Origin of the sequence: Pantanalinema sp. (assembly GCA_036704125.1) — a bacterium.
Classification (GTDB): domain Bacteria; phylum Cyanobacteriota; class Sericytochromatia; order S15B-MN24; family UBA4093; genus JAGIBK01.
Map to the genome: position 1 here is coordinate 18,306 of DATNQI010000067.1, position 25,535 is coordinate 43,840.

The following is a 25,535-nucleotide window of genomic DNA, read 5'->3' on the forward strand; positions in this document are numbered from 1 at the left end:
CCATGCCCCGCGCCCAAGTCGTCCGGGCCCGCAGCCGCTGGATCTACGGGGGGCTCGCCCTCTTCGCTCTCTTCCTGGTGGGACGCATGGTCTTCCTGCAGGTCTTCCAGGCGCCCTACCTGACCGATCTCGCCCGCAAGCAGCGCACGCGCGAGATCGACCTGGCCTCGGTCCGCGGCGAGATCGTCGATCGCAACGACAAGGAGCTCGCCGTCTCGGTCGAGGCGAGCTCGATCTACGCTCAGCCGGTCGATTTCGAGGAGCCCCCCGAGCAGATCGCCCAGCGCCTCGCCCCCGTCCTCGGCCTCGCCGAGGCCGAGCTGCGCGACTCCCTGAAGGGCACCCACTGGCGCTGGCTCGCCCGGCAGCAGGACCAGGCGACGGGCAAGGCCGTCAAGGCCCTCAAGATCCCGGGGATCGGCGTCATCCGCGAGAGCAAGCGCCTCTACCCCAAGGACACCCTGGCGGCTACCTTGCTCGGCTTCGTGGGCATCGACAACCAGGGCCTCGCCGGGATCGAGCACGACTTCGACAAGGTGCTGCGCGGCTCGGACCAGACGCTGCACGTGCAGGTGGACGCGCGGGGCCGCGAGATCCTGCGCGAGAACGCGGGCGACCCGCTGCGCACCCTTCAGACCGACGGGGCGCGGGTGGTGCTCACCATCGACGAGACGATCCAGCACATCGCCCAGCGGGAGCTCTCCAAGGCCATCGCCCAGCACCACGCCAAGCGCGGCGCGGTCCTGGTCATGGACCCCAGGACCGGCAACCTCCTGGCCTTCGCGGTCCTGCCCACCTACAACCCCAACCGGTACAAGGGGACCAAGTGGGAGCTGATCAAGAACTGGGCCGCCAACGACGTGTACGAGCCCGGCTCTACCATCAAGATCTTCACCGTCGCCGCGGCTCTCGAGGGGGAGCGGATCACGCCGCGGACGGTCTTCCCGTGCGGGCCGACCATCAAGGTGGCGGGCCACACCATCTCGGACCACGACGCGGGCCCGGGCATCCGGCAGCTGACGCCCGAGGGGATCCTCGAGGTCTCGTCCAACGTGGGCTCGCTGCTCATCGGTCAGCGCATGGCGGGCTCCTTCCACCGCGGCATGCTCGAGAAGTTCGGCTTCGGGGCGAGCACGAGTTCGGGGATCAGGGGCGAGAGCAAGGGCCTCCTGCCCAGGCTGCCCTGGCCGGTGGGCCGCCAGAGCTCCATCTCCTACGGCTACGGCCTCTCGGTGACTCCGCTCCAGATCCTGACGGCGGCGAGCGCCATCGCCGACGAGGGCCGGTTGCATCGGCCTCGCCTGATCGACAAGGTGGTCTCGCCCGAGGGCCAGCTGATCCAGTCCTTCCCGCTCGCGACGCCGAGCCAGGTGGTCTCGCCCCGGGTCGCCAAGGAAGTCCTGACCATGCTCCGCACCGTGGTCGAGAGCGGCACCGGAAAAACCGCGCGGATCCCGGGGTATAATGTGGCGGGCAAGACGGGCACCGCCAACAAGTCGCGCGACTCGGGGGGCGGCTACACCTCCGACGTGGTGGCCTCGTTCCTGGGCTTCGTTCCTGCCGAAAAGCCGCAGCTGGTGGTGCTTGCCCTGCTCGACAGCCCGCAGAAGTCGCACTTCGCGGCCCAGACCGCGTCGCCCCTCTTCCAGGCAGTGACGAGCGAGACCCTGCGCTACCTGGGCGTGCAGCCGTACGTCCCCATCCCTTCCGACTCGGAGAACCTCCATGCTCCTCGCTGATCTCCTCGCAGGCCACCACGACGACACGGGACGCGCGCTCGCGCTCGAGGCCACCGGGGTGGCCTACGACTCGCGCCGGGTCCAGCCCGGCGACGTCTTCGTCGCCCTCAAGGGCGCCCGGGTGGACGCCCACGATCGCCTCGCCGACGCCGTGAGGCAGGGGGCCGTGGCCGTGGTGGTCTCGGCCGAGTGGCGCGCCGAGCATCCCGAGGATCTGGGGGTGCCGACCGTGCCGGTCGAGGCCCCGCGCTTTGTCCTCTCGGAGCTCGCGGATCGCTTCTACGGCCACCCGAGCCGCGCCTTCTCGGTGGTGGGGGTGACGGGCACCAACGGCAAGACGACCACCACCCACCTGATCGAGGCCATCCTTCACGAGGCGGGCAAGACCACGGGGCTCATCGGCACGCTCGGCAGCCGCTTCGCCGGCGGGAGCGCCGGCGGCTCGAAGGTCAGCATCGAGACCGGCCACACGACCCCCCAGGCCCTCGAGCTGCAGGGCCTCTTCGCCCAGATGCGCCGCTCGGGGGTGGACGCGGTGGTGATGGAGGTGTCGAGCCATGCCCTCGAGCAGGCCCGCGTGGCGCACGCGGCCTTCGACGTGGGGGTCTTCACCAACCTGACGGTCGATCACCTGGACTACCACGGCACCATGGAAGCCTACGGGGCGGCCAAGGCCCTGCTGTTCGAGGGCCTGAGCGAAACCGGGCGCGCGGTGATCAACCGGGACGATCCGGCCGCTGAGCGCTTCGCGGCGGCGAGTGCGGCCCCAGTGCTGACCTACTCGGCCCAGGGCGCCGCGGCGGACCTGATGGCCGAGGACCTCTCCCTGCACGCGGGCGGCTCGCGCTGGACGCTGGTGACGCCTGAAGGGCGCGCCCAGGTCTCGCTGCGGCTGCCCGGCCTCTTCAACGTGTCGAACGCCCTGGCGGCCGCCGGGGCCGCCCTCGCCTCGGGGGTCGACCTCGAGGCGATCGCCCGGGGCCTCTGCCAGGTCGGCGGCGTGCCGGGCCGGGTCGAGGTGGTCACGGCCGCGGACCACCCCTACGCGGTCCTGGTGGACTACGCCCACACCCCCGACGGTCTCGAGAACGTCCTGAGGACCGCCCGGGCCTTCACGCGCGGCAGGCTGATGGTGGTCTTCGGCTGCGGCGGCGATCGCGACGCCACCAAGCGCCCCATGATGGGCCGGGTGGCCTCGCAGGGGGCCGACCGGGTCTACTTGACCTCGGACAACCCGCGCTCGGAGGATCCGCAGGCCATCATCGCCCAGGTGGCCGAGGGGCTCGACGGTTCCTACGAGGCCTTCGCCGATCGCCGCGAGGCCATCCGCGCGGCCGTCCAGGCGGCCCGGCCCGGCGACGTGGTCGTGATCGCGGGCAAGGGCCACGAGACCTACCAGATCATCGGCGATAAGACCCTGCCCTTCGACGACCGCGAGGTCGCGCGCGAGGCGATCGCCGAGCGGGCGGTGGCGCGATGAACCTGTCCCTCGACGACGTTCTGAAGGCCACCGGCGGCCGGCTCGTCGCGGGCGAGGCCCGCGCGGCCTTCACCGGGGTCACCACCGACACCCGGGACCTCCGGGCGGGCTCGCTCTACGTCCCGCTCAAGGGCGAGCGCTTCGACGGTCACGACTTTCTGGATCGGGCGAAAGCGGCCGGCGCATCGGGGGTGCTGGTCTCGCGCGACGATGCGAGCCTGCCCGAAGGGCTCAGCGCGGTGCGGGTCGAGGACACGCTCGCGGCCTACGGCGACATCGCCCGCCACCACCGGGAGCAGCTGGGCCTGACGGTCGTCGCGGTCACGGGCTCGTCCGGCAAGACCTCGACCAAGGAGGCGGTCGCCGCTTTCCTGGGCCGCTTCATGCGGGTGGGCAAGACCCACGCCAACTTCAACAACGAGATCGGCGTGCCCAAGACCCTGCTGTCGATGACCCCCTCGGACGAGGCGGTGGTCGTCGAGATGGGCATGCGCGGCCCCGGCGAGATCGCCTATCTCGCGAGCGTGGCGCGCCCCGACGTGGGGATCATCACCAACGTCGGCACCGCCCACATCGGCCGCCTCGGCACCCAGGAGGCGATCGCCCGGGCCAAGGGCGAGCTCTTGCGCGTGGGCGGGCCTGCGATGGCCGCGGTGCTCAACGCCGACGATCCGCTGGTCATGGCCCAGGCCGAGGGCCACGCCGGAGCGCTCGTGACCTACGGCCTGCGCCCGGGCACTGCCACCGTCTGGGCCGAGGGCGATGGCCTCACCTTCGACGCCTGCTATCAGGCGGGCCCCAGGCAACGCGAGGGCCGCATGCGCCTGAGCTTGCCGATGGCCGGCGCCCACCACCGCTCGAACGCCCTTGCTGCGGTCGCTGTTGCCTGGCACCTCGGCCTTGCCTTGCCCGAGGCCTTCTGCTTCGCCCCGAGCGACCTGCCCGGTCGCGCGCATGTGCTGCGCCTCGGCGATGTCGAGGTGGTGGACGAGACCTACAACGCCAATCCCGAGTCGGTGCGCTCGGCGCTTGCGGGCTTCTGCGCCGAGCCGTGCGCCGGCCGGCGCATCGCGGTGCTCGGCGAGATGGGCGAGCTCGGCACCTACGCCGAGGTCGGGCACCGGGCGGTGGGTGACGCGGTCCGGGACCTGCCCATCGATCGGGCCTTCACCGTGGGCGAGATGGGCCGCTGGATCGCGGACCAGGCCCCCGGCAAGACCCTCCACTTCCCGGACAAGCCCGCCCTGATCGCGGCCCTCCTCGAGGCCGTCGAGGGAGGCGATCGCGTCTTCGTGAAGGGCTCTCGCTCCACCCGCATGGAAGAGATCGTCCAGGCTCTTTCCCACCACCTCGGAGGCCATCCGGCATGACCCTGTCCTTTCCCGTTGCCCTGACGCCGCTCTTGAGCATGCTGCTTGCGATCGCGGTGGGCGGCCCGTTCATCGCCTACCTCCAGCGCTGGAAGATGGGCCAGAGCATCCGCCAGGAAGGCCCCCAGTCCCACCACGCCAAGGCCGGCACCCCCACCATGGGCGGCTGGCTGATCGTGGGGCCGGCCCTCGTGGTCGCCACGGTGGGGGCCGCCGTCTCGGGGGCCCTGCACCGGGACGTGGTCGCCGCCATGGCGGTGGTGCTCGCCTACGCCCTCATCGGCTGGCTCGACGACTACCTGATCATCAAGAAGCGCCAGAACAAGGGCCTCTCGGCCCGCCAGAAGCTAGCAGCCCAGATCGGCTCGGGGGCCCTCTTCGCGGCGTATCTGGCCTGGTCGGGGCACGGCACGACCGTCATGCTGCCCGTCTCGCACGCCCTCTGGGACCTGGGCTGGGCCTACTATCCGCTCCTGGTGCTGGTCATGACCAGCACCACCAATGCAGTGAACCTGACGGACGGCCTCGACGGACTGGCCGCCGGGACCATGGCGATCGCCTTCGGGGGACTCGCGTGGCTGGTCCTGCACCTCGGCGGGGCCTTCCCCGCGCAGCCGGGCGCCGTCGTGCTGCTGCTCTCCCTGGTGGGGGCGTGCCTGGGCTTCTTGTGGTTCAACAGCCACCCGGCACAGGTCTTCATGGGGGACACGGGCTCGCTCGCGCTGGGGGCTGCGATCGCGGCCTGCGCGGTGCTCGCTCGCCTCGAGCTCTTCCTGATCCCCCTGGGGGCGGTCTTCGTGGCCGAGACCCTGTCGGTGATCGCTCAGGTCGCCTCCTTCAAGACCACGGGCAAGCGCATCTTCAAGATGAGCCCCCTGCATCACCACTTCGAGCTTTCCGGCTGGGCGGAGACCAAGGTCGTCCAGCGCTTCTACCTGGTGGGCGCCCTGATGGCGATCGTCACCGTCGCCCTGCTCTAATCACGCATCAAAGGACCATTCCATGACCGACTGGCAGGACAAGAGAATCGCCGTCTTGGGCATCGCCCGCTCCGGCATCGCCGTGGCCGACGCGCTCGCGGCCAAGGGCGCCCAGGTGATCCTGAGCGACGTGCGCGCCGCCTCGGAGCTTTCGGAGGTGCTCGCCCAGGTCCCCGAGGGGGTGAAGGTGGAGACGGGGGGGCACTCGAGCGCCTGTCTCGACGCCGACCTCATCATCGTGAGCCCGGGGGTCCCCCGCAACCTCTCGATCCTCCAGGCGGCCGAGGCCGACGGGGTGGAGGTGATCGGCGAGATCGAGCTCGCGTACCGCCTCTCCCGCGCGCCCATGATCGCCATCACCGGCACCAACGGCAAGACCACCACCACCAGCCTGGTGGGCGAGATCCTGAAGGCCGCGGGCCTTCGCGCCCCGGTGGGCGGAAACATCGGCCAGCCGCTCGTCGCCCTGGCCGAGGGCGACGCGGATTACCTGGTGGCCGAGATCTCGAGCTACCAGCTCGAGACGGTGCGCGACCTGAAGCCGCACGTGGCGGTCTGGATCAACTTCTCGGACGATCACCTCACGCGCCACGGCTCGCGCGAGGGCTACTGGGAGGCCAAGAAGCGCCTCTTCTCGAACCAGGGCCCCGAGGACTGGGCCGTCTTGAACGCCGACGATGCGGCGATCGCCCCCTTGATCGGGGCCCTCGGCGCCCGCACCCTCGCCTTCTCCCGTACCCGGCCTCTCGAGTCGGGCGTGATCGTCAGCGACGGCTGGATCGTCTACCGCGACAACGGCGTCGAGACGCCGATCCTGCCGGTGGCGGACATTTCCCTTCGCGGAGCCCACAACCTCGAGAACTGCCTGGCGGCGAGCGCGGTCGGCGTCGCCCTGGGGCTCGACCCCGGCGTCATCAACGAGGCCATCCGGGCCTTCAAAGGGGTCGAGCATCGCATCGAGCCGGTCCTGACCCTGGACGGCGTGGCGTACTTCAACGACTCCAAGGGCACCAACTACGACTCGACGGTCAAGGCCATCGACTCCTTCTGCGAGCCGCTGGTGCTGATCGCGGGCGGCCGGGACAAGGGCGGGGCGATCGCGCCGATGGTCGAGGCCATCTGCGCCCGGGTCTTGCACGTGGTGCTCCTGGGCGAGGCGGCCCCCACCTTCGAGCGGGTGCTGCGCGCCGGCGGCTACGAGGCCATCACCATGGCAGGCGACCTGGAAGGGGCGATCCGCGAGGCCCGCGCTCACGCGGTGCCGGGCGGGGTGGTGCTGTTCTCTCCCGCGTGCGCGAGCTTCGACATGTTCGCCAACTACGAGGAGCGGGGCCGGGCCTTCAAGGCCCAGGTGCGCCGCCTGGCTGAGACCGGCAAGCCCGAGGCGCGCGATGCGCATGCGAACCCCTAGCCAGACGGGCTGGCGCGCCAGGCCCGACGTCTCGCTGCTCATCATCACGGCGCTGCTGACGGTCATCGGCTTTCTGATGATCCTCTCGGCCAGCGCGCCCGCGGCCCAGGTCCAGCTCGCCGACAGCATGTTCTTCTTCAAGAAGCAGGTGATCTGGGGAGCGCTCGGCATCGTGGCCCTCGCGGTGGGGATGGCCCTGCCGCTCGATCGCATCCGCTCCTACTCCAAGCCCGCCCTCCTCGTCACGGGCGTTCTCATGCTCAGCGTCCACCTTCCGCACGTGGGCATGACCGTGTACGGGGCGACCCGCTGGATCAAGCTGGGTCCCATCACCCTGCAGCCCTCCGAGCTCGCCAAGCTCGCCCTGGTGCTGTTCGTGTCGGACTTCCTGGCCAGGCACCCCGAACGGGGCTGGAAGCTCGTGCGGGAGCACCGCCAGATCCTCCTGCCGGTGGCGGGCACCCTCGGCCTGGTCCTCTTCCAGCCGGATCTCGGCACCACCCTGGTCTGCGCGCTGGTCTGCTATGTCCTCTTCTGGCTCAACGGCACCGCGCTCTGGCGCATGGGCCTGATCACGGTCGTGGGGGTCACGGCGGTCCTGGCCCACTCCCTGACCACCCCGTACCAGCGCCTGCGCTGGCTCGCCTTCATGGATCCGTGGAAGTACCCCAAGGACATCGGTTTCCAGCTCATCCAGTCGCTGCTTGCGATCGGATCCGGGGGCGTGTTCGGCACCGGCTGGGGGCAGGGCAAGCAGAAGCTCTTCTACCTGCCCATCCAGCACGCGGACTTCATCTTCGCGGTGCTGGCCGAGGAGCTCGGGCTTCTGGGCAGCGTCGCCTTGATCGCGCTGTTCCTGCTCTTCGCCCAGCGCGGCTTCGCGATCGCCAAGCGCAGCCAGAACCCCTTCCACCAGATGCTCGTCATCGGCCTCACGACCATCATCTGCGCCCAGGCCTTCGTCAACATCGGGGTGGTCTCGGCGGCCCTGCCCACCACGGGCATCCCGCTTCCCTTCCTCTCGGCGGGGGGCACCAGCCTGTGCATCACCCTCTTCTCGGTGGGAATCATCCTCAACGTCTCGCGCCAGTCCCAGGTCCGGCTGAGGCTGCTCAAGCAAGGAGAATCCGCATGAAGACGGGCAAGGTCGTCCTCTTCGCCGGCGGCGGGACGGGGGGCCACCTCTACCCGGCCCTGGCGCTCGCCGACGAGCTGAAGCGGATGGCCCCCGGGGCAAAGGTGGCCTTCATGGGCACCCCCCACCGCATCGAGGCGACCCTCGTGCCACAGGCGGGCCATCTATTCTACCCGGTCGAGGTGAGGGGCATGCCGCGCCGGCTGGGCCCCGAGCTGATTACCTTCGCCAGGGCGCTTGCGGGCTCTTTGGTCGAGGCGCGCAGGGTGCTGCGCGAGCTTCGGCCCGACGTGGTGGTGGGCACCGGCGGCTACGTCAGCGCGCCTGCGATCATAGCGGCGGCCCTCGAGGGGGTCCCCGCGATGATCTGCGAGCAGAACGTCTTCCCCGGGATCGCCAACCGTCTGTTGTCGCGCCTGGTGCGCGAGGTTGCGACCACCTTCCCCGAGAGCGACGCCTACTTTCCGGGCAAGGCCCGTTGCCTGGGGAACCCCATCCGCAGCGAGGTTTACTCCCTGAGCAAAGAGGAGGCCCGCGAGCGCCTGGGCTTCGTCTCGACCCCGCACCTCCTGGTCGTGACGGGTGGCAGCCTGGGGGCCCGATCGATCAACCGCGCGCTGACGGGGGCCCTTCCCGACCTGTTGCGTCACGAGGACTGGTCGATCCTTCACGTGTCGGGATCGACCGACCACGCCGAGGTGGCCGAGGCCACGCGAGGGCTTGGCGATCGCTACCGCCTGGTGCCCTACATGGAGGCGCTGCCGGTGGCGCTGGCCGCGAGCGACCTGGTGCTCTCGCGCGCCGGGGCGACCACGGTCGCCGAGCTGACGGCGGCGGGCAAGCCCATGGTGCTGGTGCCCTTCCAGCACGGGGGCAAGGATCAGCCGGCCAACGCCCGGGCCCTGATGGAGGCGGGGGCCGCGCTCGCCCTCGACGACGGCGACCTCTCGGGCCTCGGCGGGACCCTGTCGGGGCTCATGGACGATCCCGAATGCCGGGCGCGCATGGGCCAGGCGAGCCGCCGGTTCGGCCGGCCGGAGGCGGCCAGGGCCATCGCCGAGCGGATCCTCGCACTTTCCGCTTCTTCACGATTCCCCCCGGGCGTTGTAAGCTAGACTCGTCAGCTCGGTCAATCAAAGAGGTCCCCATTGAAGATTTCCCCCGCCCATCACTTCATCGGCATCGGCGGCGTCGGCATGAGCGCGATCGCCCAGATCCTGCACGAGCGGGGCGGCCGCGTCAGCGGCTCCGACCAGGCCGCCTCGGCGACCTCCGAGCGCCTCGCGGGCCTGGGAATCCGGGTCCACGTCGGCCACCACGCCGACAACGTCGAGGGCGCCGAGGTGGTGGTGGTCTCGACCGCGGTGGGCGACGCCAACCCCGAGCTCTGCGCGGCCCGTTCGCTGGGCCTGAGCATCCGGCACCGCTCCGAGCTGCTCGCCGACCTCATGGCCAGCCACCGCACCGTCGCGGTGGCGGGCACCCACGGCAAGACCACCACGACCGGCATGGTCGCCTCGATCCTGCTCGGAGCCGAGCTCGACCCCACGGTCCTGGTCGGCGGCCACCTCCCTGCCATCGGCGGCACGGCCCGCACCGGCCATGGCCCCTTCCTCGTGGCCGAGGCCGACGAGTCCGACAAGTCGATCAGCCGGCTCAGCGCCGAGATCGCCATCCTGACCAACCTCGAGGGTGATCACCTCGAGCACTACTCGGGCCTCGACGAGATCTACGAGGTCATGGTCGGCTTCCTCAACCGCCTGCCCGCGGGCTCGAGCGTGGTGGCCTGCGTCGACGACCCCGGGGTGCGCGCCGTCCTGCCGCGCCTGACGGGCACCGTCCACACCTACGGCTTCTCCGAGGACGCCATGCACCGCATCGAGGGCGAGGTCCTCGAGGGCACCGGCGCGACATTCGCCCTCGATTCGGTGCCCTACCGGGTGAAGGTGCCGGGGCGCCACAACGTCCTCAACGCGGCGGGCGCCATCGTGGCCTCCACCCTCCTGGGCGTGACCCCCGACGCCATCCGGCCGGGGCTCGAGGCCTTCGACGGCGTGGGGCGCCGCTTCCAGACCAAGGGCACCTCGGACGGCGTGACCGTGGTGGACGACTACGCCCACCACCCCTCCGAGATCCGGGCGACCCTCGGGGCCGCTGCCCTGCTCGGTCGCCGCACCTGGGTCGTCTTCCAGCCCCACCGCTACACCCGAACGGCGGCGCTCTTCGAGGACTTCGCCCGCGCCTTCGAGGGCGCGCACGGGGTCGTGGTCATGGACGTCTACGGCGCGGGAGAGGCCCCGAACGGCATTACCAGCGACAAGCTGGTCGCCCGGATGCAGGCCGAGGCGCTCAGCGCGGGGGTCCGGCACTGCCCCGACCACGCCTCGGCCGTCGAGGCCCTCGTCCCGATGCTCGCGCCGGGGGACCTGGTCCTGCTGATGGGGGCGGGCAACGTGTACCAGCTCGCCGAGCCCCTGCTGAGCGCCCTGGCCGAGCGCCAGCCCCTGACCCCGCCCGTGAGCCCGGCCTAGCCCATGATGACCTCGCTGGCCATTCGCGAGAACGTTCCGCTCGCCCCGTTCACCTCGTGGCGGGTCGGCGGCCCCGCGCGCTACTTCTTCGAGCCCGACTCGGTGGGTGCCCTAAGCGAGGCGCTCGATTGGGCGCACGCCAAGGGCCATGCGGTCTTCGTCCTGGGCAAGGGCAGCAACTTGCTGATCGCCGACGAGGGCTTCGACGGCCTGGTGATCCGCCTGGGCGGCGGCATGGGGGCGGTCTCGGTCGAGGACGATAAGGTCCGGGCCCAGGCCGGCTGCGCCACCAGCGCCCTGGTCCGGGCCGCCGCCGAGCACGACCGCGGCGGCTTCGAGTTCCTCACGACCATCCCGGGCACGGTGGGCGGGGTGGTCTTCATGAACGGTGGGGCCCACGGGGCGTGCGTCGCGGATTTCCTGGTCGAGGCCACGGTCCTTGCTCCCGACGGCACGATCCGCGTGCTCTCCAACGCCCAGATGGGCTATTCCTACCGCCACTCGCTGCTGCAGGACGAGGGCGGGTTGGTCCTCGAGGCGGTGCTCAGGACCGAGCCCAAGCCCAAGGCCGAGATCCAGCAGGCGGTCTCGGAGCTGGCAAAGTGGCGCCGCGCTCGTCAGCCCCAGGGCCTCTCGGCCGGCTCGGTCTTCACCAACCCCCCCGGCACCTCCGCCGGGCGCCTCATCGAGGAGGCGGGCTGCAAGGGCCTCACGGTCGGCCGCGCCCAGGTCTCCGAGGTGCACGCCAACTTCATCGTCAACCTGGGCGGGGCCAAGGCCAGCGACCTGCTCTCGCTCATCGCCCAGGTGCAGGAGCGGGTCCACGCCAAGCACGCTCTCTGGCTCCACCCCGAGGTGCGCGGCGTCGGCTGCACGGTCGGGCGCTCGGGGGAGAGAGCTTGAGCGATCGCTCCCCCTTCTCGGGCCGCGGGCCGTGGGGCTTCATCCAGGCCTTCGTCCTGGGCGGGGCGCTGCTTGCCCTGTGGCGGATGCCCCAGTGGCTGTGGACCGGCGAGGTCCGGATCGAGGGGGCCAGGCGAATCGATCCCCAGTACGCGCGCCGCGTGGCGCTGGGGGACAAGGGCCTGCCTCTTTTCAGGATAGACCCCCAGCTGATCCGCGCGCGCCTGATGGAGCTAGAGGCGGTCGAGGACGTGAAGGTCCGCCGCTGGCTCTTCCCCGCCCGGGTCGAGATCGTCCTCCAGGAGCGGGTGCCGGTCGTGCGGGTCGAGGGGAAGGCGCTGCCGACCTACCTGGACTCGGCGGGCACCACCTTCACCCTGCCGCCCGGCGCCAAGCCCGAGAAGGCGGTCGCCCTGGGCGTCCAGGTCGCGAGTTCGTCCCTGGTCCCTTCGGAGCGAGCGGCCCTGCGCCACCTGCTGGACACCTGGCCCAAGGGCAGCACCGGGGTCGTGGACATGCGCGATCCCGCCTCGTGGTCGGCGAGGATCGACGGGGTCCAGGTCCTGTTGGGCACCTCCGAGGCCCTGGACGAGAAATTCCGCGTGTTCGAGCACCTCATGCCCCTAGCGCGCCGGGGGGGGAAGAGGCTAGAATATATCGACCTTCGATTCCCTGAGGCGCCCACCATCCGAGCCTTCGAGGCCACCCATTAGCATGAAGAACAACTGGCAGTTGCCCGTCGCCCTCGTATCGGTGGTCATGGGATTCCTGCTCTCCACCCAGATCAAGAACCAGCGCGACTACCGCGAGGCGCCGCCCAGCCGGCGCGCCGAGGACCTGGTGGTCATGCTCCGCAACGCCGAGTCGGCCAAGGCCGACCTCGAGAAGGAGCTCAAGGGCCTTCGCGCCGAGCGCGAGGGGGTGGGCCCGAGTCCCCGGGCCGCGGCGGGCGAGCTCGCGGCCGGCATGGTCGCCCTCGAGGGCCAGGGCCTGGAGGTCAGCGTCTCGGATTCGGCCAAGCCCCTCCAGAAGGGCGAGGATCCGAACATCGCCATCGTCCACAACGACGATCTGCTGCGCCTGGTGAACGAGCTGCGCGCCGGCGGGGCCGAGGCGGTCTCGATCAACGACCAGCGCCTGGTGGACACCAGCGAGATCACCTGCGCCGGCTCCACCATCCTGGTCAACCAGTCGCGCATCACGCCGCCCTTTGTCATCAAAGCGATCGGAAATCCTGATACCATGAGCGCCGCCCTGGGCTTGAGGGGCGGGATTATCGAGTACTTGCAATTCTATGGAATCCAAGTTAGTATTTCTAAGAAATCTGAGGTTTTGATCCCCATGTACAGCGGCGGAAGCCACTATCGGTACGCCAAACCCGTGCCGGCCCGGGAAGTCCAGTCATGATCGGGGCACTCGTCACGCTGGGGGGGCTGATCGTCGGCCTTCTGCTGGGGGCGATCGCGCCTCTTAGCATCCCCCAGGTCTACTCCAAGTACTTCGCGGTGGCCATCCTCGCGGCCTTGGATACCGGGTTCGGGGGCGTCCGATCCGGTCTCGAGGGGCGCTTCGGGCTGGCGGTGTTCATCAGCGGGTTCACGGCGAACACGCTGATCGCCGCAGGGCTCACCTATCTCGGGGACCAGCTCGGCATCGATCTGTACCTCGCGGCCATCGTGGTCTTCGGGGTGCGGATTTTCGAAAACCTCGCCAAGATTCGGCGGCTCATCCTCGGTCGCTTTTGGACATTTTAGGAAGGTTACAGGAAAACCACCGTGTTCGATATCACTGATAAGGCTGGTTTGAGCGCCGACATCAAGGTCGTTGGCGTGGGCGGGGGCGGCTCGAACGCGATCAACCGCATGATCGCAAGCTCCCTGACCGGGGTCGAGTTCTGGACCCTCAACACCGACGCCCAGGCCCTGGCTCTCGCCCAGTCGGAGCGCCGGCTCCAGATCGGCGCCAAGCTGACCCGTGGTCTCGGAGCGGGGGGCAACCCTTCCATCGGCCAGAAGGCCGCCGAGGAGAGCCGCGATGACCTGATCGCCGCCCTCGACGGCGCGGACATGGTCTTCATCACCGCCGGCATGGGCGGCGGCACGGGCACCGGCGCGGCCGCGGTCGTGGCCGAGGTGGCCCGCGAGGTCGGCGCCCTCACCGTCGGCGTCGTGACCCGCCCCTTCATGTTCGAGGGCCGTCGCCGCGCCCAGCAGGCCGAGGCCGGCATCGCCGCGCTGCGCGAGAAGGTCGACACCCTCATCATCATCCCGAACGACAAGATCCTCCAGGTCATCGAGAAGCGCACCTCCATGCAGGAGGCCTTCCACATCGCCGACGACGTGCTGCGCCAGGGCGTCCAGGGCATCTCGGACATCCTGACCATCCCGGGGCTGATCAACGTGGACTTCGCCGACGTGAAGTCGGTCATGTCCAACGCCGGCTCGTCCTTGATGGGCATCGGCTTCGGCGCCGGCGAGGGCCGCGCGGTCGAGGCGGCCAAGATGGCCGTCAGCAGCCCCCTGCTCGAGACCTCGGTCCACGGCGCCTCGGGCGTGATCTTCAACGTCACCGGCGGCAACGACCTGACCCTGTACGAGGTCAACGAGGCGGCCGAGGTCATCTACGCCGCGGTCGACTCGGAGGCCAACATCATCTTCGGCTCGGTGATCGACGAGCGCCTGCAGGGCGAGATCCGCATCACCGTCATCGCCACCGGCTTCGACGGCCGCGCGCCCCAGCCCATCGTCGTCCCCAGCCAGGAGCCGGCCCAGCAGGCCGTGGTGGCCCCCGCGACCAGCGCGGCCCCCGTCGCGCCGGCGGCCGCCCCCGAGACGGTCCACGCCGCTCCGGTGGCCCCCGCCCAGCCCGAGACGCCCGCCGGCAACCAGCAGCCGGACATCCCCGAGTTCCTGCGCGGCGGCGGTTTCCGCCGGCCCTTCTAGGGCCTTCTCGCCTCGTCGGCCCCCGCTTCGGCGGGGGCCGTTTTGCTGCCGGGGCGGGGTTCGCCTTTGCTTCGCACGGGGGATGCCGTAGAATGGGAGCGATGCCTTGCCGTGCCGGTGGTCGGTGCGGGTCCCTTTTTGGAGCGGTTCACCTTGGAATACAAGCAGACAGTCAATCTCCCGTCGACGGATTTCCCCATGCGCGCCAACTCCGCGGCGCGCGAGCCCGAGATCCAGGCCCTCTGGCAAGAGCAGCGCGTCTACGAGCGCATCCAGGAGCGTCGCGCCGAGGCGCCCAGCTACATCCTCCACGACGGCCCTCCCTATTCCAGCTCCGGGGCGATCCACATCGGCCACGCGATGAACAAGACCCTCAAGGACATCGTGGTCAAGTACAAGAACCTCGCGGGCTTCCGCGCCCCCTTCGTGCCGGGCTACGACACCCACGGCCTTCCCACGGAGCTTGCGGCCCTCAAGGAGCTCAAGGCCAAGCACCAGGACCTCGCCCCGCTCGAGGTGCGCCGGCTGAGCCGCCAGTTCGCCCTCAAGTCCATCGAGAGCCAGAAGGGCCACTTCATGCGCCTGGGCGGCTTCGGGGACTGGGAAAACCCCTACGTGACGATGGACCCCGCCTTCGAGGCGCAGCAGATCCGCGTCTTCGGCCAGATGGCCCACAAGGGCTACATCTACAAGGGCCTCAAGCCGGTCTACTGGTGCTCGTTCGACACCACCGCCCTGGCCGAGGCCGAGGTGGAGTACGCCGACCACGTCAGCCCCTCGATCTTCGTCCGATTCGCGCTCAAGTCGGCCCCGGCTTCCGCGACCCTCGTCGGCGAGCTGCTGGCCAAGGGCGATCGCCCGGTCAGCATGGCCATCTGGACCACCACTCCCTGGACCCTGCCCGCGAACCTCGCGATCGCGGTGGGCCCCGAGATCGACTACGTCGTGCTCGACTCCGCCGAGCACGGCTACCTGGTGGTGGCCGAGGACCTGGTCGACGCCTTCTTGGCAGACACCGCCCTGAGCGCGACCCGCGTGGGCGAGAGCTTCAAGGGGGCCCTGCTCGAGGGCGCCCGCTACCGCCACGTCTTCCTGGACCGGGAGAGCCCGGTCATCCTGGGGGACCACGTCACGACCGAGACGGGCTCGGGGGCGGTCCACACCGCGCCCGGCCACGGCGTCGAGGACTACGAGGTCGGCCAGAAGTACGGCCTGGACGTGCTCGCTCCGCTCAACGACCGGGGCATCTTCCTCGAGGAGGCGGGCCCCCTGGTCGCGGGCCAGCACTACTCCAAGGCCAACGCGGTGATCATCGAGGAGCTCGGCAGGCTCGGCGTGCTCCTGGGCCACAAGGACCTGGGCCACTCCTATCCCCACTGCTGGCGCTGCAAGCACCCGGTCATCTTCCGGGCGACCGAGCAGTGGTTCGCCTCGATCGACGGCTTCCGCCAGGCCGCCCTCGACGCCATCAAGGGCGTTCAGTGGGTGCCGAGCTTCGGCGAGGTCCGCATCTCGAACATGATCGCCGATCGCTCCGACTGGTGCATCTCGCGCCAGCGCTCGTGGGGCGTCCCCATCCCGGTCTTCTACTGCCAGGCCGACAACGAGCCCCTCTTGACCCCCGAGTCGATCGAGGCGGTGGCCTCGCGGTTCGCCGTCGAGGGGGCCGATGCCTGGTGGGTCCACGACGCCAAGGCCCTCTTGCCCGAAGGCACGGCCTGCGCCAGGTGCGGCGGCCATGACTTCCGCAAGGAAACCGACATCATGGACGTGTGGTTCGATTCGGGCTCGAGCTGGTCGGCGGTCCTCGAGGCCCGCCCCGAGCTCAACTTCCCGGCGGACCTGTACCTGGAGGGCGCCGACCAGTACCGCGGCTGGTTCCAGTCGTCGCTCTTGACGGCCATCGCCACCCGGGGCGTCGCCCCCTACAAGACCGTGCTGACCCACGGCTTCACCATGGACGGCCAGGGCCGCAAGATGTCCAAGTCGCTCGGCAACATGGTCGAGCCGATCGAGGTCATCAAGCACTACGGCGCCGACGTGCTGCGCCTGTACGTGTCGAGCGTGGACTACACCGGCGACGTGCGCATCTCGGAGCTCATCCTCAAGCAGCTCTCGGAGGTGTACCGCAAGATCCGCAACACCGCCCGCTACCTGATCAGCAACCTCTCCGACTTCGACCCCGCGCGCCACGCGGTGCCGGTCGATCAGCTCACCGAGCTCGACCGCTACGCCCTGCACCGCCTGCAGGAGGTCATCGCCGAGGTCACCCAGGCCTTCGACCGCTTCGAGTTCTACCGCTTCTACCAGGTCATCCAGAACTACTGCGTGGTGGACCTGTCGAGCTTCTACCTGGACGTGGTCAAGGACAGGCTCTACGCCTCGGCGCCCAGCGCCCACGACCGCCGCAGCACCCAGACGGTCCTCTGCGAGATCCTGAAGGCCCTGACCCTGATGATCTCGCCGGTGCTGTCGCACCTGGCCGAGGACATCCACCAGAACCTGAGCCCCGCCATCAAGGGCGACGCGCCGAGCGTCTTCTTGCTCGACTGGCCCAAGGCGGAGGCGGCCAAGATGGACGAGGCGCTCGCCAAGCGCTACGGCGCCCTCATCCCCCTGCGAGAGGCCGTCAACAAGGCGCTCGAGGAGGCCCGCAAGGAGAAGCTGATCGGCACGAGCCTGGCGGCCTCGGTGACGCTCGTTCCTCGCACCGAGCAGGTCCACGACCTGCTCGTGGGCCTGGGCGAGAGCCTTCCCAAGCTGCTCATCGTCTCGCACGTCACGGTGGCGCCTGCGAGCGACCAGCTCGAGGCCGAGGGCGACCTGGGGGTGACGGTCCAGGCTGCCCCAGGCGCCAAGTGCGAGCGGTGCTGGACCTTCTCGCTCACGGTGGGCGAGAGCCCGGCGCACCCGACGCTCTGCTCACGCTGCGTCGGGGTGATGAACGACCTGGTCGGCGTATAACAAAGGTGAGGCGGGGGACGACGGCGTTCCCCCAGCGCGAAGGAGGATCGATGGAGACCCTGACCCAGCACACCGGCGACATCCGGATCCGCAAGTTCGAGATCAGCGATCTGCCCCGGGTGGCCGAGATCCGCAACGCCTCGATCGCGATCTCGCCCGACTTCTACTCGATGACCGTCGATAGGGTGCGCCCGCCCTCGGACGCGACCGACCTCCAGCTGACCAGCGAGATCCTGGTGGCCGAGCTGGACGGGGACGTGCGCGGCTACGTCCACATCTACACCGACCCCTCGCTCCTGACCCAGGGCCGCATCAACATCGACGCGCTGCACGTGCACCCCGACGAGCAGCGCAGCGGGGTGGGCACCCTCCTCATCAAGGCCGCGATCCAGAAGGGGCAGGAGTGGGGCGGCCGCTACCTGAGCATCTCCATCCCGGCGGGCGTCGTCAGCTCCCAGACCTTCCTGCTCAAGCACGAGTTCCAGCTGGTGCGCTACTTCTGGAAGCTGCGCCACGCGAGCCTCGCCGACCTGCCCGATCCCGTGCTTCCCGAGGGCTTCGCCTTCCGCCCCTTCCGCCAGGGCATCGACGAGGATGCCTTCCTGTGCCTCCTCAACGCCTCCTTCGCGGAGCACTGGGACTTCGCCCCGGTCAACCGCGGCGAGCTGGAGCGCTGGAAGCAGCGCCCCGACTTCAACCCCCGCGGCTCGTTCTTCGTGACCCACGGCGGCCGGGACGTGGCGGTGGCCACCGTGCTGATCGATCGCCAGATGGACGAGGAGACCCGGGAGGGGGCCGCGCGCATCTTCGAGTTCGGCGTGCTGCCCGAGTTCCGCGGCAAGGGGCTCGGCTACAACATCCTGCTGAAGGCCGCCCAGTTCGCCCGCGCCGAGGAGCTGCCCGCTCTCGAGCTCATCGTGGACGGTCTCAACGATCAGGCCAAGGCCATGTACGAGCGGGTCGGCTTCCAGCAGAAGCGGGCGATCCTGGTCTTCCACAAGGCGATTTAGCATGGCCTTCGAGGTCGCCCAGGCGCTCGGGGTCGTCCTGGTCCGCTGCACCGACCTTTCGAGCCGCCACGCCTTCTCCACCCGGCTGGGCGGCACCAGCGAGGCGCCCTTCGCCGGGCTCAACCTCGGTCTCTCGGCGGGCGACGCCCGCGACCGGGTCCTTTCCAACCGGGAGCGTTTCGTGGCGGCCGCAGGCTTCTCGGGGCCGATCCAGGTGGCGCACCAGGTCCACGGGGCCGAGGTTCACGCCGCCCCGGTCCCTCAAGGGGCCAAGGGCGACGTGGTGATCACCGACCGGCCGGCCACCCCGGTGGGGGTCTTCGTCGCCGACTGCGTGCCGATCCTCATGGAAGACGCGCGCACCGGAGCGGTGGCGGCCGTGCATGCCGGGTGGCGCGGGACGGCCCAGAAGGCCGTGATGGCCGCCGTCGAGGCCATGGAGGCGCGCTTCGGCACGCGCCCCGAGGACCTGCGCGCGGCGATCGGGCCCTCGATCAAGGGGTGCTGCTACCGGGTGGGGCCTGAGGTCGTCGCGGCCCTCGCGCACCTGAGCGCGCCCGGGGCGGTCGTCCGGCGCGAGGGGGAGGCGACCTTCGTGGACCTCCAGGAGGCCAACCGCCAGCTGCTGGTGAGCGCCGGGGTGGCCGAGGTCCACGTGAGCGGCATGTGCACCCACTGCGCGAGCGACCTGTTCTTCTCGTATCGCCGGGACGGCGAGCGCTCGGGCCGCATGCTCGCGGTCATCGAGCGCGCTTGATTACTTTTCGTCTGTGATCGCTGCGCTGGGCGCGTCGACTCAAGTATGCTTTAATGCAGCAGCAATTTTGAATGCACCCTCTCGACATAGCAAAGGAGATAGTCCGCATGCGTTATCTGAACGCCCTTGCGATCGCCGCGATCGCGACCGCCGTCGCCACCCCCGCCTTCGCCCAGATGAAGACCAGCGCCCCCAAGTCGTCGGCCCCCGCCGCCAAGGCCGCTGCGGCCGCCGGTAACGGCGTCGCCTCGGGCGACGATCAGTTCCGCCGCACCAACATCGGCGGCGTCGAGCGCGCCCAGGTCCAGGGCGATGGCAACGCCGTCATGGGCTTCACCAGCCTCTCGCTCGGCATGGGCAACAACCTCGAAGTCGGCCTGACCGGCCCCTTCGGCGTCTCGCTGAACCCCGGCTTCGGCTTCAACACCCCGGGCTTCTACGGCAAGATGCTCCTGGTGGACGCGGGTGCTCTCTCGGTGGCCGTCGGCGGCAACGTGGGCCTCAACTTCAACTCGGCGGGTAACACCTTCGGCCTGCCCCTGGGCGTGTCCCTGCCGGTGTCGTTCTGGGCCCTCGGCCCCGGCAACCTGCACGTCGTCCCGGGCGTCGGCCTGGCCATCGGCAATGCCGGCAACACCGTCACTCCGAACCTGAACGTGGCCTACGAGCTGCCCATGATGTCGCGCTGGACGCTCGTCATCAGCGACACGGCCAACTTCGCCGGCGCGACCGCCAACTCCCTCAACGTCGGCTCGCGCGTGGCCCTCTCGCCCAACCTGACGGCTGACGTCGGCGGCGTCTCCTTCAACGGCACCACCCTCACCCTCACCGCCCTCAGCGTCGGCGGCACCTTCGGTGGCAAGGTCGGCGACCTCCAGAAGATGTGGGGGCTCTAACCCGTCTCGTAGACGAAACAAGCGGGGGCCACGCTCGATCGAGCGCGGCCCCCATTTTTGCGCGCCGTCCCGCTACAGCATCCCGACGAAGAGCTCGACCAGCTCGGGATTGAACTGGGTGCCCGCGCAGCGGCGGATCTCCGCGATCGCCTCCGCCTGCTCCATGCTCGGCCCGAAGGCGTACCCTTGGCGCGTGAGCGCGTCGTAGGTGTCGCACAGAGCGAGGATCTGGGCGCCGAGGGGGATGTCGCCGGCGCTGAGGCCCTCGGGGTAGCCCCTGCCGTCCCAGCGCTCGTGGTGGTAGAGCACCGCCTCGCGCAGCCCGGCGAAGGTGCTGAAGCGCGAGAGGATGGTGACGCCGGCCTGGGAGTGGGACTTCATCTGCTCCCACTCGTGGTCGTCGAGGCCCGAGGTCTTGAGCAGCACCGAGTCGGGGAGCGCGAGCATCCCCACGTCGTGCAGCATCCCCGCGATCATCAGAGCCTCTTGCTTGTCCGCGGCCAGCCCCAGGGCCTTGCCCATGCGCAGCGCAAGGTCCCCCACCGCCTCCGAGTGGCCGTGCAGCATGGGGCTGCGCAGCTCGATGGCCGCCGAGAGGGCGCGGGCGAGCGCCAGGAACATCTCCTGCGAGCCCTTGCGCGGTGCGCCGATGGCGTTCACCGCCTCGGCCGCCGGTCCCGTGGCGCGCACGACGCGGTTGCGGCCGGCGTTCTTCGCGGCGTAGAGGGCCGCGTCCGCCCGATTGATGAGCTCCTTGGGGGTGGTGACGTCGGGGGTCAGCGAGGCGAGGCCGATGGAGGCCGTGACCTTGAGGCTGCGCGCGGGGGAGATCGGGATCTCCTTGTCGGCGAGGGTCAGCCGGAGGCGCTCGGCGATCGCGAAGGCCTCGTCCTCGGCCGTCTGGGGCAGGATGATGGTGAACTCCTCGCCGCCGTAGCGCGCGGCGAGGTCCGTGGGCTTCAGGCTCTCCTTGAGCATGGCGGCGGCTTCCTTGAGCACCATGTCACCCGCCTGGTGGCCGTGGTTGTCGTTGATCGACTTGAAGTGGTCCAGGTCGACCATCAAGAGGCTCAGGGGCGATGGGGTCTCGAGGCTCTCGCTGAGGTCGTCGGCCAGCCGCTCCTGGAAGTAGGCATGGGTCGCCAGGCCCGTGAGGCCGTCGGTGATGGCCTGGTGCTGCGCCGCCTCGTAGAGGTCGTAGAGGTTCAGGGCCATCTCCATCTGGCGCTCGTGCGCGTCGTTGGCCCGGGACTTCGCCTCCTCCGCCTCGCGCCGGGCCGCGAGGTAGCCGGCGCGATCGCGGGCGAAGCGCGCGAGCAGCAGGAGGCGAGCGTCGAGTTCGGTCTGGTCGGACGGCCGCGCGGCCAGGCGCAGGGCCAGGGTGATTTGGGCTTCCTCGTGCACGCACAGGCGCAGGAAGATCCACGCGCCATGCGGTGCCAGCGGGATCAGGCAGGCGGTGTCGAGCGGGATGTCGAGCGGCACCGCCGGCAGGTCCCCCGAACCCTCCGGGCTCACGGCGAGCGGCTCGCCGGCCACGTCGAACACGGCCCCCGCGTCGGATCCCGAGGCCCTCATGGCCTGCTCGAGCAGCACGGAAGGCAGTTTGCTCAAGGAGGTCGCGTGGGTGAAGGCTTCATGGGCATCCGCCAGGGCCCTGAACGGTCCGACGCCGTGGTTCTGGCTGGAGGGGCCGGCGCCCAGCTCGCTGGGGCCGTGAGTGTTCGCGTTCATGTCGACCCTCTCGATGTTCGCTCGCTTGATTTTCTTACCCGGTGATCGGCCAAATTACCGTCCGCGCCTCGCCCCGGGATCCTCGGGAGCGCGTCAGAGCCCGCAGGCGAGCCGTTTTTGTCGCTCGCTTCGGGGGTATAACCACCCTCGTTGCCGAAGGAGTGTCTAACGCATGCAATGGGCCGTCTACACCACGTTCGCGCGTCGCCTGGCCGATGATGTCTCCCGGGAGACGCTGTCGGCCTTGATCGTCGCCACAGCCGTCGAGGTGGCGGATGCGGATGACGGTTGCCTGCACGCGCCGGGCCTGCGGGTTCCGATCCTGGCGATGGACCGCAAGGGGGCCTCCTGCGAGCCCTTCGGTCTCGAGGAAGCCTCCGGGACGGTCGTGCCGCTCGCCGCCCACCAGGATGCGACCGGCCTCTGGGTGCAGATCCTTCCCTTGCGGGGCTTCTCCGGGATCCTCGGCGTGCTCGCGCTGCGGCGCAGGGAGCCGTTCGCTCCCGAGGCGGCCGAAGCCCTCGAGCTGCTCGTCGCCATGGCCGCGATGGCCTGCGACTTTCGCCGCACCCAGGATCGGCACGAGCGTCAGCTGGACGCCGCGCTGGGTCTCTACGACGTGTACGCGCAGACCCAGCACCAGCTGGTCGCCGAGGAGCAGAAGGTGGAGGCGGCCCTTGGCCTCTACGACCTCTACGAGCAGGCCCAGCTTCAGCTGAGGGCAGAGGAGCAGAAGGTGGAGGCGGCCCTCGGCCTCTACGACCTCTACGAGGAATCGCAGAACCAGCTGAGGGCCGAGCAGGCCAAGCTCGAGGCGGCGCTCGGCCTCTACGACCTCTACGAGGCAGCCCAGAACCAGCTCATCGAACAGGAGAAGGACAAGCAGGGGCTCTGAGCCCCGCCGCGTCACCCCCCCCGGCACAAGGAGAACCCCATGGCCATGACCGCGACAGAAATCGGGGCGTCGATCACCTTCAGTCCGCGCTGGTGGAACATGATCTCGAGCACGCGGATCTTCATGGCCAGCTTCTGCGGCCATTCCTTCGGGGACGAGGACCTCTCCGACAAGATCGCCATGTCGGCGCACGAGTTGCTGGAAAATGCCGTCAAGTACTCGGTCTCGCCGGACGCGCCGGTGAACTGCACCATGCGCGTGCAGGAGGATCGGGTGATCGTTTCGGTCCAGAACGAGGCGGATTCCGCCCATTCCCGGGTGCTCCAGGAGGAGTTCGCCATCGTCCTCAAGGGCGATCCCATGGAGATGTACATCGCGAAGATGCAGGACAGCCTCATGAGCGAGAAGAATCAGCTGGGGCTCGCGCGAATCCGCGCCGAGGGCGACGCCGAGCTCAGGCTCATTACGAATGGCAACAGTGTTATCATCGAGGCAAGCTTCAGGTTGCCGGAGTCAGCGAAAGGATTGGTAGCGTAATGCCCGTGAGCATCGAGCCGTATACCACGGACAAGACCACCATCAGGGTCGTGAACGGTGAAGACGGCGGTGTCGTTCTCAAGTTTGCTGGTACCATCGACCACATGAACCCCGGCGAGTTCCTGGACCCCTTCCTGGACAACGTCCATACCCAGGTCATCGCGCACGGCATTCCCAGGGTCGAGGCGGACTTCACCGAGCTCGGCTTCCTCAACTCCAGCGGCATCAAGTCGCTGCTCAAGTGGATCATGAAGCAGATGGAGCTCGCCGAGGACAAGCGCTACCCCATCAAGATCCTCTACTCGCGCAAGATCACCTGGCAGCAGACCAGCCTCAAGGCCATCACCTACCTCTCGAAGGGCTCGGTGGTCGCCGAGTCGCGCTAAGACGCCTCGAACGCGCAAGGGCCGCGGGCAATCGCCCGCGGCCCTTGCGTTTTCACTCGGTGACGGTGACGCTCGCGGTCGCGAGCAGCCTGCCCGAGAGGATGGCGACCTCGAAGGTCCCCGTGGCCCCGTCGGCGGTGAAGACCCCCCATGGGTCGATGTGGCCGGGGTTGGGCAGCGGCGCGGGCGTCGGGTCCTCCTGGATGAAGCCTGCGACCCGGTAGCCTGCCGCGGCCGGTACGAACGGAGCGTAGACGTTCCACTGCACCGCGGGGGAGCCCGCGAAGGGGACCCCCGCCGAGGTGGTCGCGATCGCCTCGAAGGAGGCGGTGCCGTTCAGGGTCACGGTCTGCGCCTGTGGCCGGATGGCGATCGCCTTGAGCACCGTGAAGGTCCCAAATCCGTCGCCCTGCACCCCGTCCACGACCGGGGCGATCGCGCCGTTCACGGCCGACAGCGGCACGACGGCCGAGGCGGTTCCGTCCTGCGGGGGATAGTGCTCGGTCGTCGGGACGCCGCCGAACAGGAAGCCAGGCAGCAGGCCACGCTCGGCCCCGAGGTACTGGCCGTAGATTTCCACGCTCGCCCCGGGGCCGCCGTTGTCGGGGGAAAAACCCGTGATCACCGGCTTTATGGCCCCCTCGAGCCTGACGCGGACCGAGGAGATCTCGTTCGGCTTCACCGAGAAGGGATCGCTCTGGCCCGTGGCGACCAGGCGACCTTCGAACTGATGGTCGTACGCTTGCACCGAGAGGCGGTAGCCCGTTCCCACCTCCACGCTCAGGGTGGCGACGCTGGTGGGCGCGGGGCCGAAGGGCCGAAGCACGTCGAGCGACTGGGGATGGGGGCCCGAGAGCGAGATGGCCAGACGCTCGGTGCTGGTGGGGATGGCCTGGGGGCGGTAGGGCCAGTGAATGGTGAGGGCGAGCGCGCCGGGGGACACCCGGCCAGCGACCTCTTCGGGGTACGAGGCGCTCGAAGGGTCCGCCAGCGTGGCGGGGCGCATCACGGCCCCCTGGCAGCCGGCAAGCAGCAGGCCGAGGCCGAGGCAGACACCGGCGCGTGTCGTGATCATCACAGGGTACCCTCCGATCCCAAAGCGACGGCAGGCTCGGGTGAGACGTAGGAGCGAATGCTCATGTCGTCCCAGACCGCGAGGCTGCTCCAGGGGGCTGCGCCGCTGCCGCTGCGCAGGAAGATGCAGGAGAAAGGCCGCGCATCGGCCGCGGTGGCGACCTGGACGCCGTCGATCAGGTACGCCATGGTCCCGTTGTAGCGTCGGAACTCGTAGCGGTGCCAGGTATTGGTGCGGTTGATGGCGGAAGCGGTCCAGGCGCCGCCCGCTGGAAAGAAGTGGTAGTGGGTGGTGTTCGTCCCGGTGTACACGCCCATCACCCCCCCGCCGATGTCATCGCCGACCTGCGGGGCGATCCAGTCGTTGCGGCTGGTGTCGAGGTCGTCGTAGAACCAGGCCTGCATGGCGAAGTTCGCCGGGAAGGCGTAGTTGAAGGTGAGGTCACGGCGCAAGTCCCCCTGGGCGGTGTCGAGCTTGAGGCTCTGTGCGCCGCTGCGAACCGTGCCGGCAGAAGCGGTCGCAGGAGCGGTTCCCCGGATGGTGTTCCAGCCGCGGGCTTCGAGCTTGGCGCTGCCGTGCTCGAAGGATTCGTACCAGTCGTAGACCTGGCCCGGGTCGTCGGGGGCCTGCCCTGCGAGGTTGTTGCCGCAGGCGAGGCGGTAGCCGGCGTCGGTGCCGGCTGCTGCTATCGCCTTCTGGGTGCGGAAGCGGATCGCCGTGGTGGCCGTGTTGGGGCTTTCGATCGCGCGGGTGAGCTCCACGTACCGGCTGCCGTCCCAGTAGAGGACGT

The 25,535-nt window shown here is 69.5% G+C and carries 23 protein-coding genes; 20 read left to right on the forward strand and 3 right to left on the reverse strand.

Annotated elements, in window-relative coordinates:
* Positions 1 to 2: 2 nt before the first annotated feature.
* From V6D00_10785 to V6D00_10865, 17 genes are all read left to right on the forward strand, one after another.
* Positions 3 to 1,739, forward strand: coding sequence for a penicillin-binding protein 2 (locus V6D00_10785; GenBank protein HEY9899655.1), 1,737 nt, complete (start codon positions 3 to 5; stop codon positions 1,737 to 1,739).
* Positions 1,726 to 3,219, forward strand: a complete 1,494-nt coding sequence (locus V6D00_10790) for a UDP-N-acetylmuramoyl-L-alanyl-D-glutamate--2,6-diaminopimelate ligase (protein HEY9899656.1) — start codon at positions 1,726 to 1,728, stop codon at positions 3,217 to 3,219. The genes V6D00_10785 and V6D00_10790 overlap by 14 nt, the downstream gene beginning before the upstream one ends.
* Complete coding sequence (murF, locus tag V6D00_10795; GenBank protein ID HEY9899657.1) at positions 3,216 to 4,589, forward strand: UDP-N-acetylmuramoyl-tripeptide--D-alanyl-D-alanine ligase; 1,374 nt, start codon at positions 3,216 to 3,218, stop codon at positions 4,587 to 4,589. The genes V6D00_10790 and murF overlap by 4 nt, the downstream gene beginning before the upstream one ends.
* The gene (mraY, locus tag V6D00_10800) at positions 4,586 to 5,569 is read left to right on the forward strand and encodes a phospho-N-acetylmuramoyl-pentapeptide-transferase (GenBank protein ID HEY9899658.1); all 984 of its coding nucleotides are present in this window, start codon (positions 4,586 to 4,588) and stop codon (positions 5,567 to 5,569) included. The genes murF and mraY overlap by 4 nt, the downstream gene beginning before the upstream one ends.
* Before the next feature lie 22 nt (positions 5,570 to 5,591).
* The gene (gene murD / locus V6D00_10805) at positions 5,592 to 6,980 is read left to right on the forward strand and encodes a UDP-N-acetylmuramoyl-L-alanine--D-glutamate ligase (GenBank protein ID HEY9899659.1); all 1,389 of its coding nucleotides are present in this window, start codon (positions 5,592 to 5,594) and stop codon (positions 6,978 to 6,980) included.
* Positions 6,967 to 8,115 (forward strand): putative lipid II flippase FtsW, encoded by a 1,149-nt coding sequence (gene ftsW, locus V6D00_10810; GenBank protein HEY9899660.1) that lies wholly within the window; start codon positions 6,967 to 6,969, stop codon positions 8,113 to 8,115. The genes murD and ftsW overlap by 14 nt, the downstream gene beginning before the upstream one ends.
* Entirely contained in the window at positions 8,112 to 9,230 is a 1,119-nt protein-coding gene (murG, locus tag V6D00_10815; protein ID HEY9899661.1) for an undecaprenyldiphospho-muramoylpentapeptide beta-N-acetylglucosaminyltransferase, read from the forward strand. The genes ftsW and murG overlap by 4 nt, the downstream gene beginning before the upstream one ends.
* 33 nt (positions 9,231 to 9,263) lie before the next feature.
* Complete coding sequence (gene murC / locus V6D00_10820) at positions 9,264 to 10,646, forward strand: UDP-N-acetylmuramate--L-alanine ligase (GenBank protein HEY9899662.1); 1,383 nt, start codon at positions 9,264 to 9,266, stop codon at positions 10,644 to 10,646.
* 3 nt (positions 10,647 to 10,649) lie between these two features.
* Positions 10,650 to 11,549, forward strand: coding sequence for a UDP-N-acetylmuramate dehydrogenase (gene murB, locus V6D00_10825; GenBank protein ID HEY9899663.1), 900 nt, complete (start codon positions 10,650 to 10,652; stop codon positions 11,547 to 11,549).
* The gene (locus V6D00_10830; protein HEY9899664.1) at positions 11,546 to 12,262 is read left to right on the forward strand and encodes an FtsQ-type POTRA domain-containing protein; all 717 of its coding nucleotides are present in this window, start codon (positions 11,546 to 11,548) and stop codon (positions 12,260 to 12,262) included. Before murB ends, V6D00_10830 begins: the two co-directional genes overlap by 4 nt.
* A gap of 1 nt (position 12,263) precedes the next feature.
* Positions 12,264 to 12,956, forward strand: a complete 693-nt coding sequence (locus tag V6D00_10835) for a DUF881 domain-containing protein (protein ID HEY9899665.1) — start codon at positions 12,264 to 12,266, stop codon at positions 12,954 to 12,956.
* Complete coding sequence (locus V6D00_10840; protein HEY9899666.1) at positions 12,953 to 13,303, forward strand: small basic family protein; 351 nt, start codon at positions 12,953 to 12,955, stop codon at positions 13,301 to 13,303. The genes V6D00_10835 and V6D00_10840 overlap by 4 nt, the downstream gene beginning before the upstream one ends.
* A gap of 48 nt (positions 13,304 to 13,351) precedes the next feature.
* Complete coding sequence (ftsZ, locus tag V6D00_10845) at positions 13,352 to 14,491, forward strand: cell division protein FtsZ (protein ID HEY9899667.1); 1,140 nt, start codon at positions 13,352 to 13,354, stop codon at positions 14,489 to 14,491.
* A gap of 198 nt (positions 14,492 to 14,689) precedes the next feature.
* Positions 14,690 to 17,455 (forward strand): isoleucine--tRNA ligase, encoded by a 2,766-nt coding sequence (gene ileS, locus V6D00_10850; protein ID HEY9899668.1) that lies wholly within the window; start codon positions 14,690 to 14,692, stop codon positions 17,453 to 17,455.
* A 50-nt stretch (positions 17,456 to 17,505) separates the two neighbouring features.
* Positions 17,506 to 18,465: a GNAT family N-acetyltransferase gene (locus tag V6D00_10855; GenBank protein HEY9899669.1), complete on the forward strand. Its 960-nt coding sequence runs from the start codon at positions 17,506 to 17,508 to the stop codon at positions 18,463 to 18,465.
* A 1-nt stretch (position 18,466) separates the two neighbouring features.
* Positions 18,467 to 19,222, forward strand: coding sequence for a peptidoglycan editing factor PgeF (pgeF, locus tag V6D00_10860; protein HEY9899670.1), 756 nt, complete (start codon positions 18,467 to 18,469; stop codon positions 19,220 to 19,222).
* A gap of 107 nt (positions 19,223 to 19,329) precedes the next feature.
* Complete coding sequence (locus tag V6D00_10865; protein HEY9899671.1) at positions 19,330 to 20,118, forward strand: hypothetical protein; 789 nt, start codon at positions 19,330 to 19,332, stop codon at positions 20,116 to 20,118.
* Between the two features lie 72 nt (positions 20,119 to 20,190).
* On the opposite strand, the gene V6D00_10870 is transcribed toward V6D00_10865, so the two are convergent.
* Complete coding sequence (locus tag V6D00_10870) at positions 20,191 to 21,852, reverse strand: diguanylate cyclase (GenBank protein HEY9899672.1); 1,662 nt, start codon at positions 21,850 to 21,852, stop codon at positions 20,191 to 20,193.
* Between the two features lie 172 nt (positions 21,853 to 22,024).
* On the opposite strand from V6D00_10870, the gene V6D00_10875 reads away from it, so the two are divergent.
* Genes V6D00_10875 through V6D00_10885 form a run of 3 tightly spaced genes read left to right on the forward strand, consistent with a single transcriptional unit; the run spans position 22,025 to position 23,670 of the window.
* The gene (locus V6D00_10875; GenBank protein HEY9899673.1) at positions 22,025 to 22,747 is read left to right on the forward strand and encodes a hypothetical protein; all 723 of its coding nucleotides are present in this window, start codon (positions 22,025 to 22,027) and stop codon (positions 22,745 to 22,747) included.
* 45 nt (positions 22,748 to 22,792) lie between these two features.
* Positions 22,793 to 23,284: a hypothetical protein gene (locus tag V6D00_10880; protein ID HEY9899674.1), complete on the forward strand. Its 492-nt coding sequence runs from the start codon at positions 22,793 to 22,795 to the stop codon at positions 23,282 to 23,284.
* A 5-nt stretch (positions 23,285 to 23,289) separates the two neighbouring features.
* Positions 23,290 to 23,670, forward strand: coding sequence for a hypothetical protein (locus tag V6D00_10885; protein HEY9899675.1), 381 nt, complete (start codon positions 23,290 to 23,292; stop codon positions 23,668 to 23,670).
* A gap of 52 nt (positions 23,671 to 23,722) precedes the next feature.
* On the opposite strand, the gene V6D00_10890 is transcribed toward V6D00_10885, so the two are convergent.
* Complete coding sequence (locus V6D00_10890; protein HEY9899676.1) at positions 23,723 to 24,745, reverse strand: hypothetical protein; 1,023 nt, start codon at positions 24,743 to 24,745, stop codon at positions 23,723 to 23,725.
* Positions 24,745 to 25,535, reverse strand: a 791-nt coding sequence (locus V6D00_10895) for a hypothetical protein (protein HEY9899677.1), incomplete at its 5' end; no start/stop codon positions are given. The genes V6D00_10895 and V6D00_10890, both read right to left, overlap by 1 nt.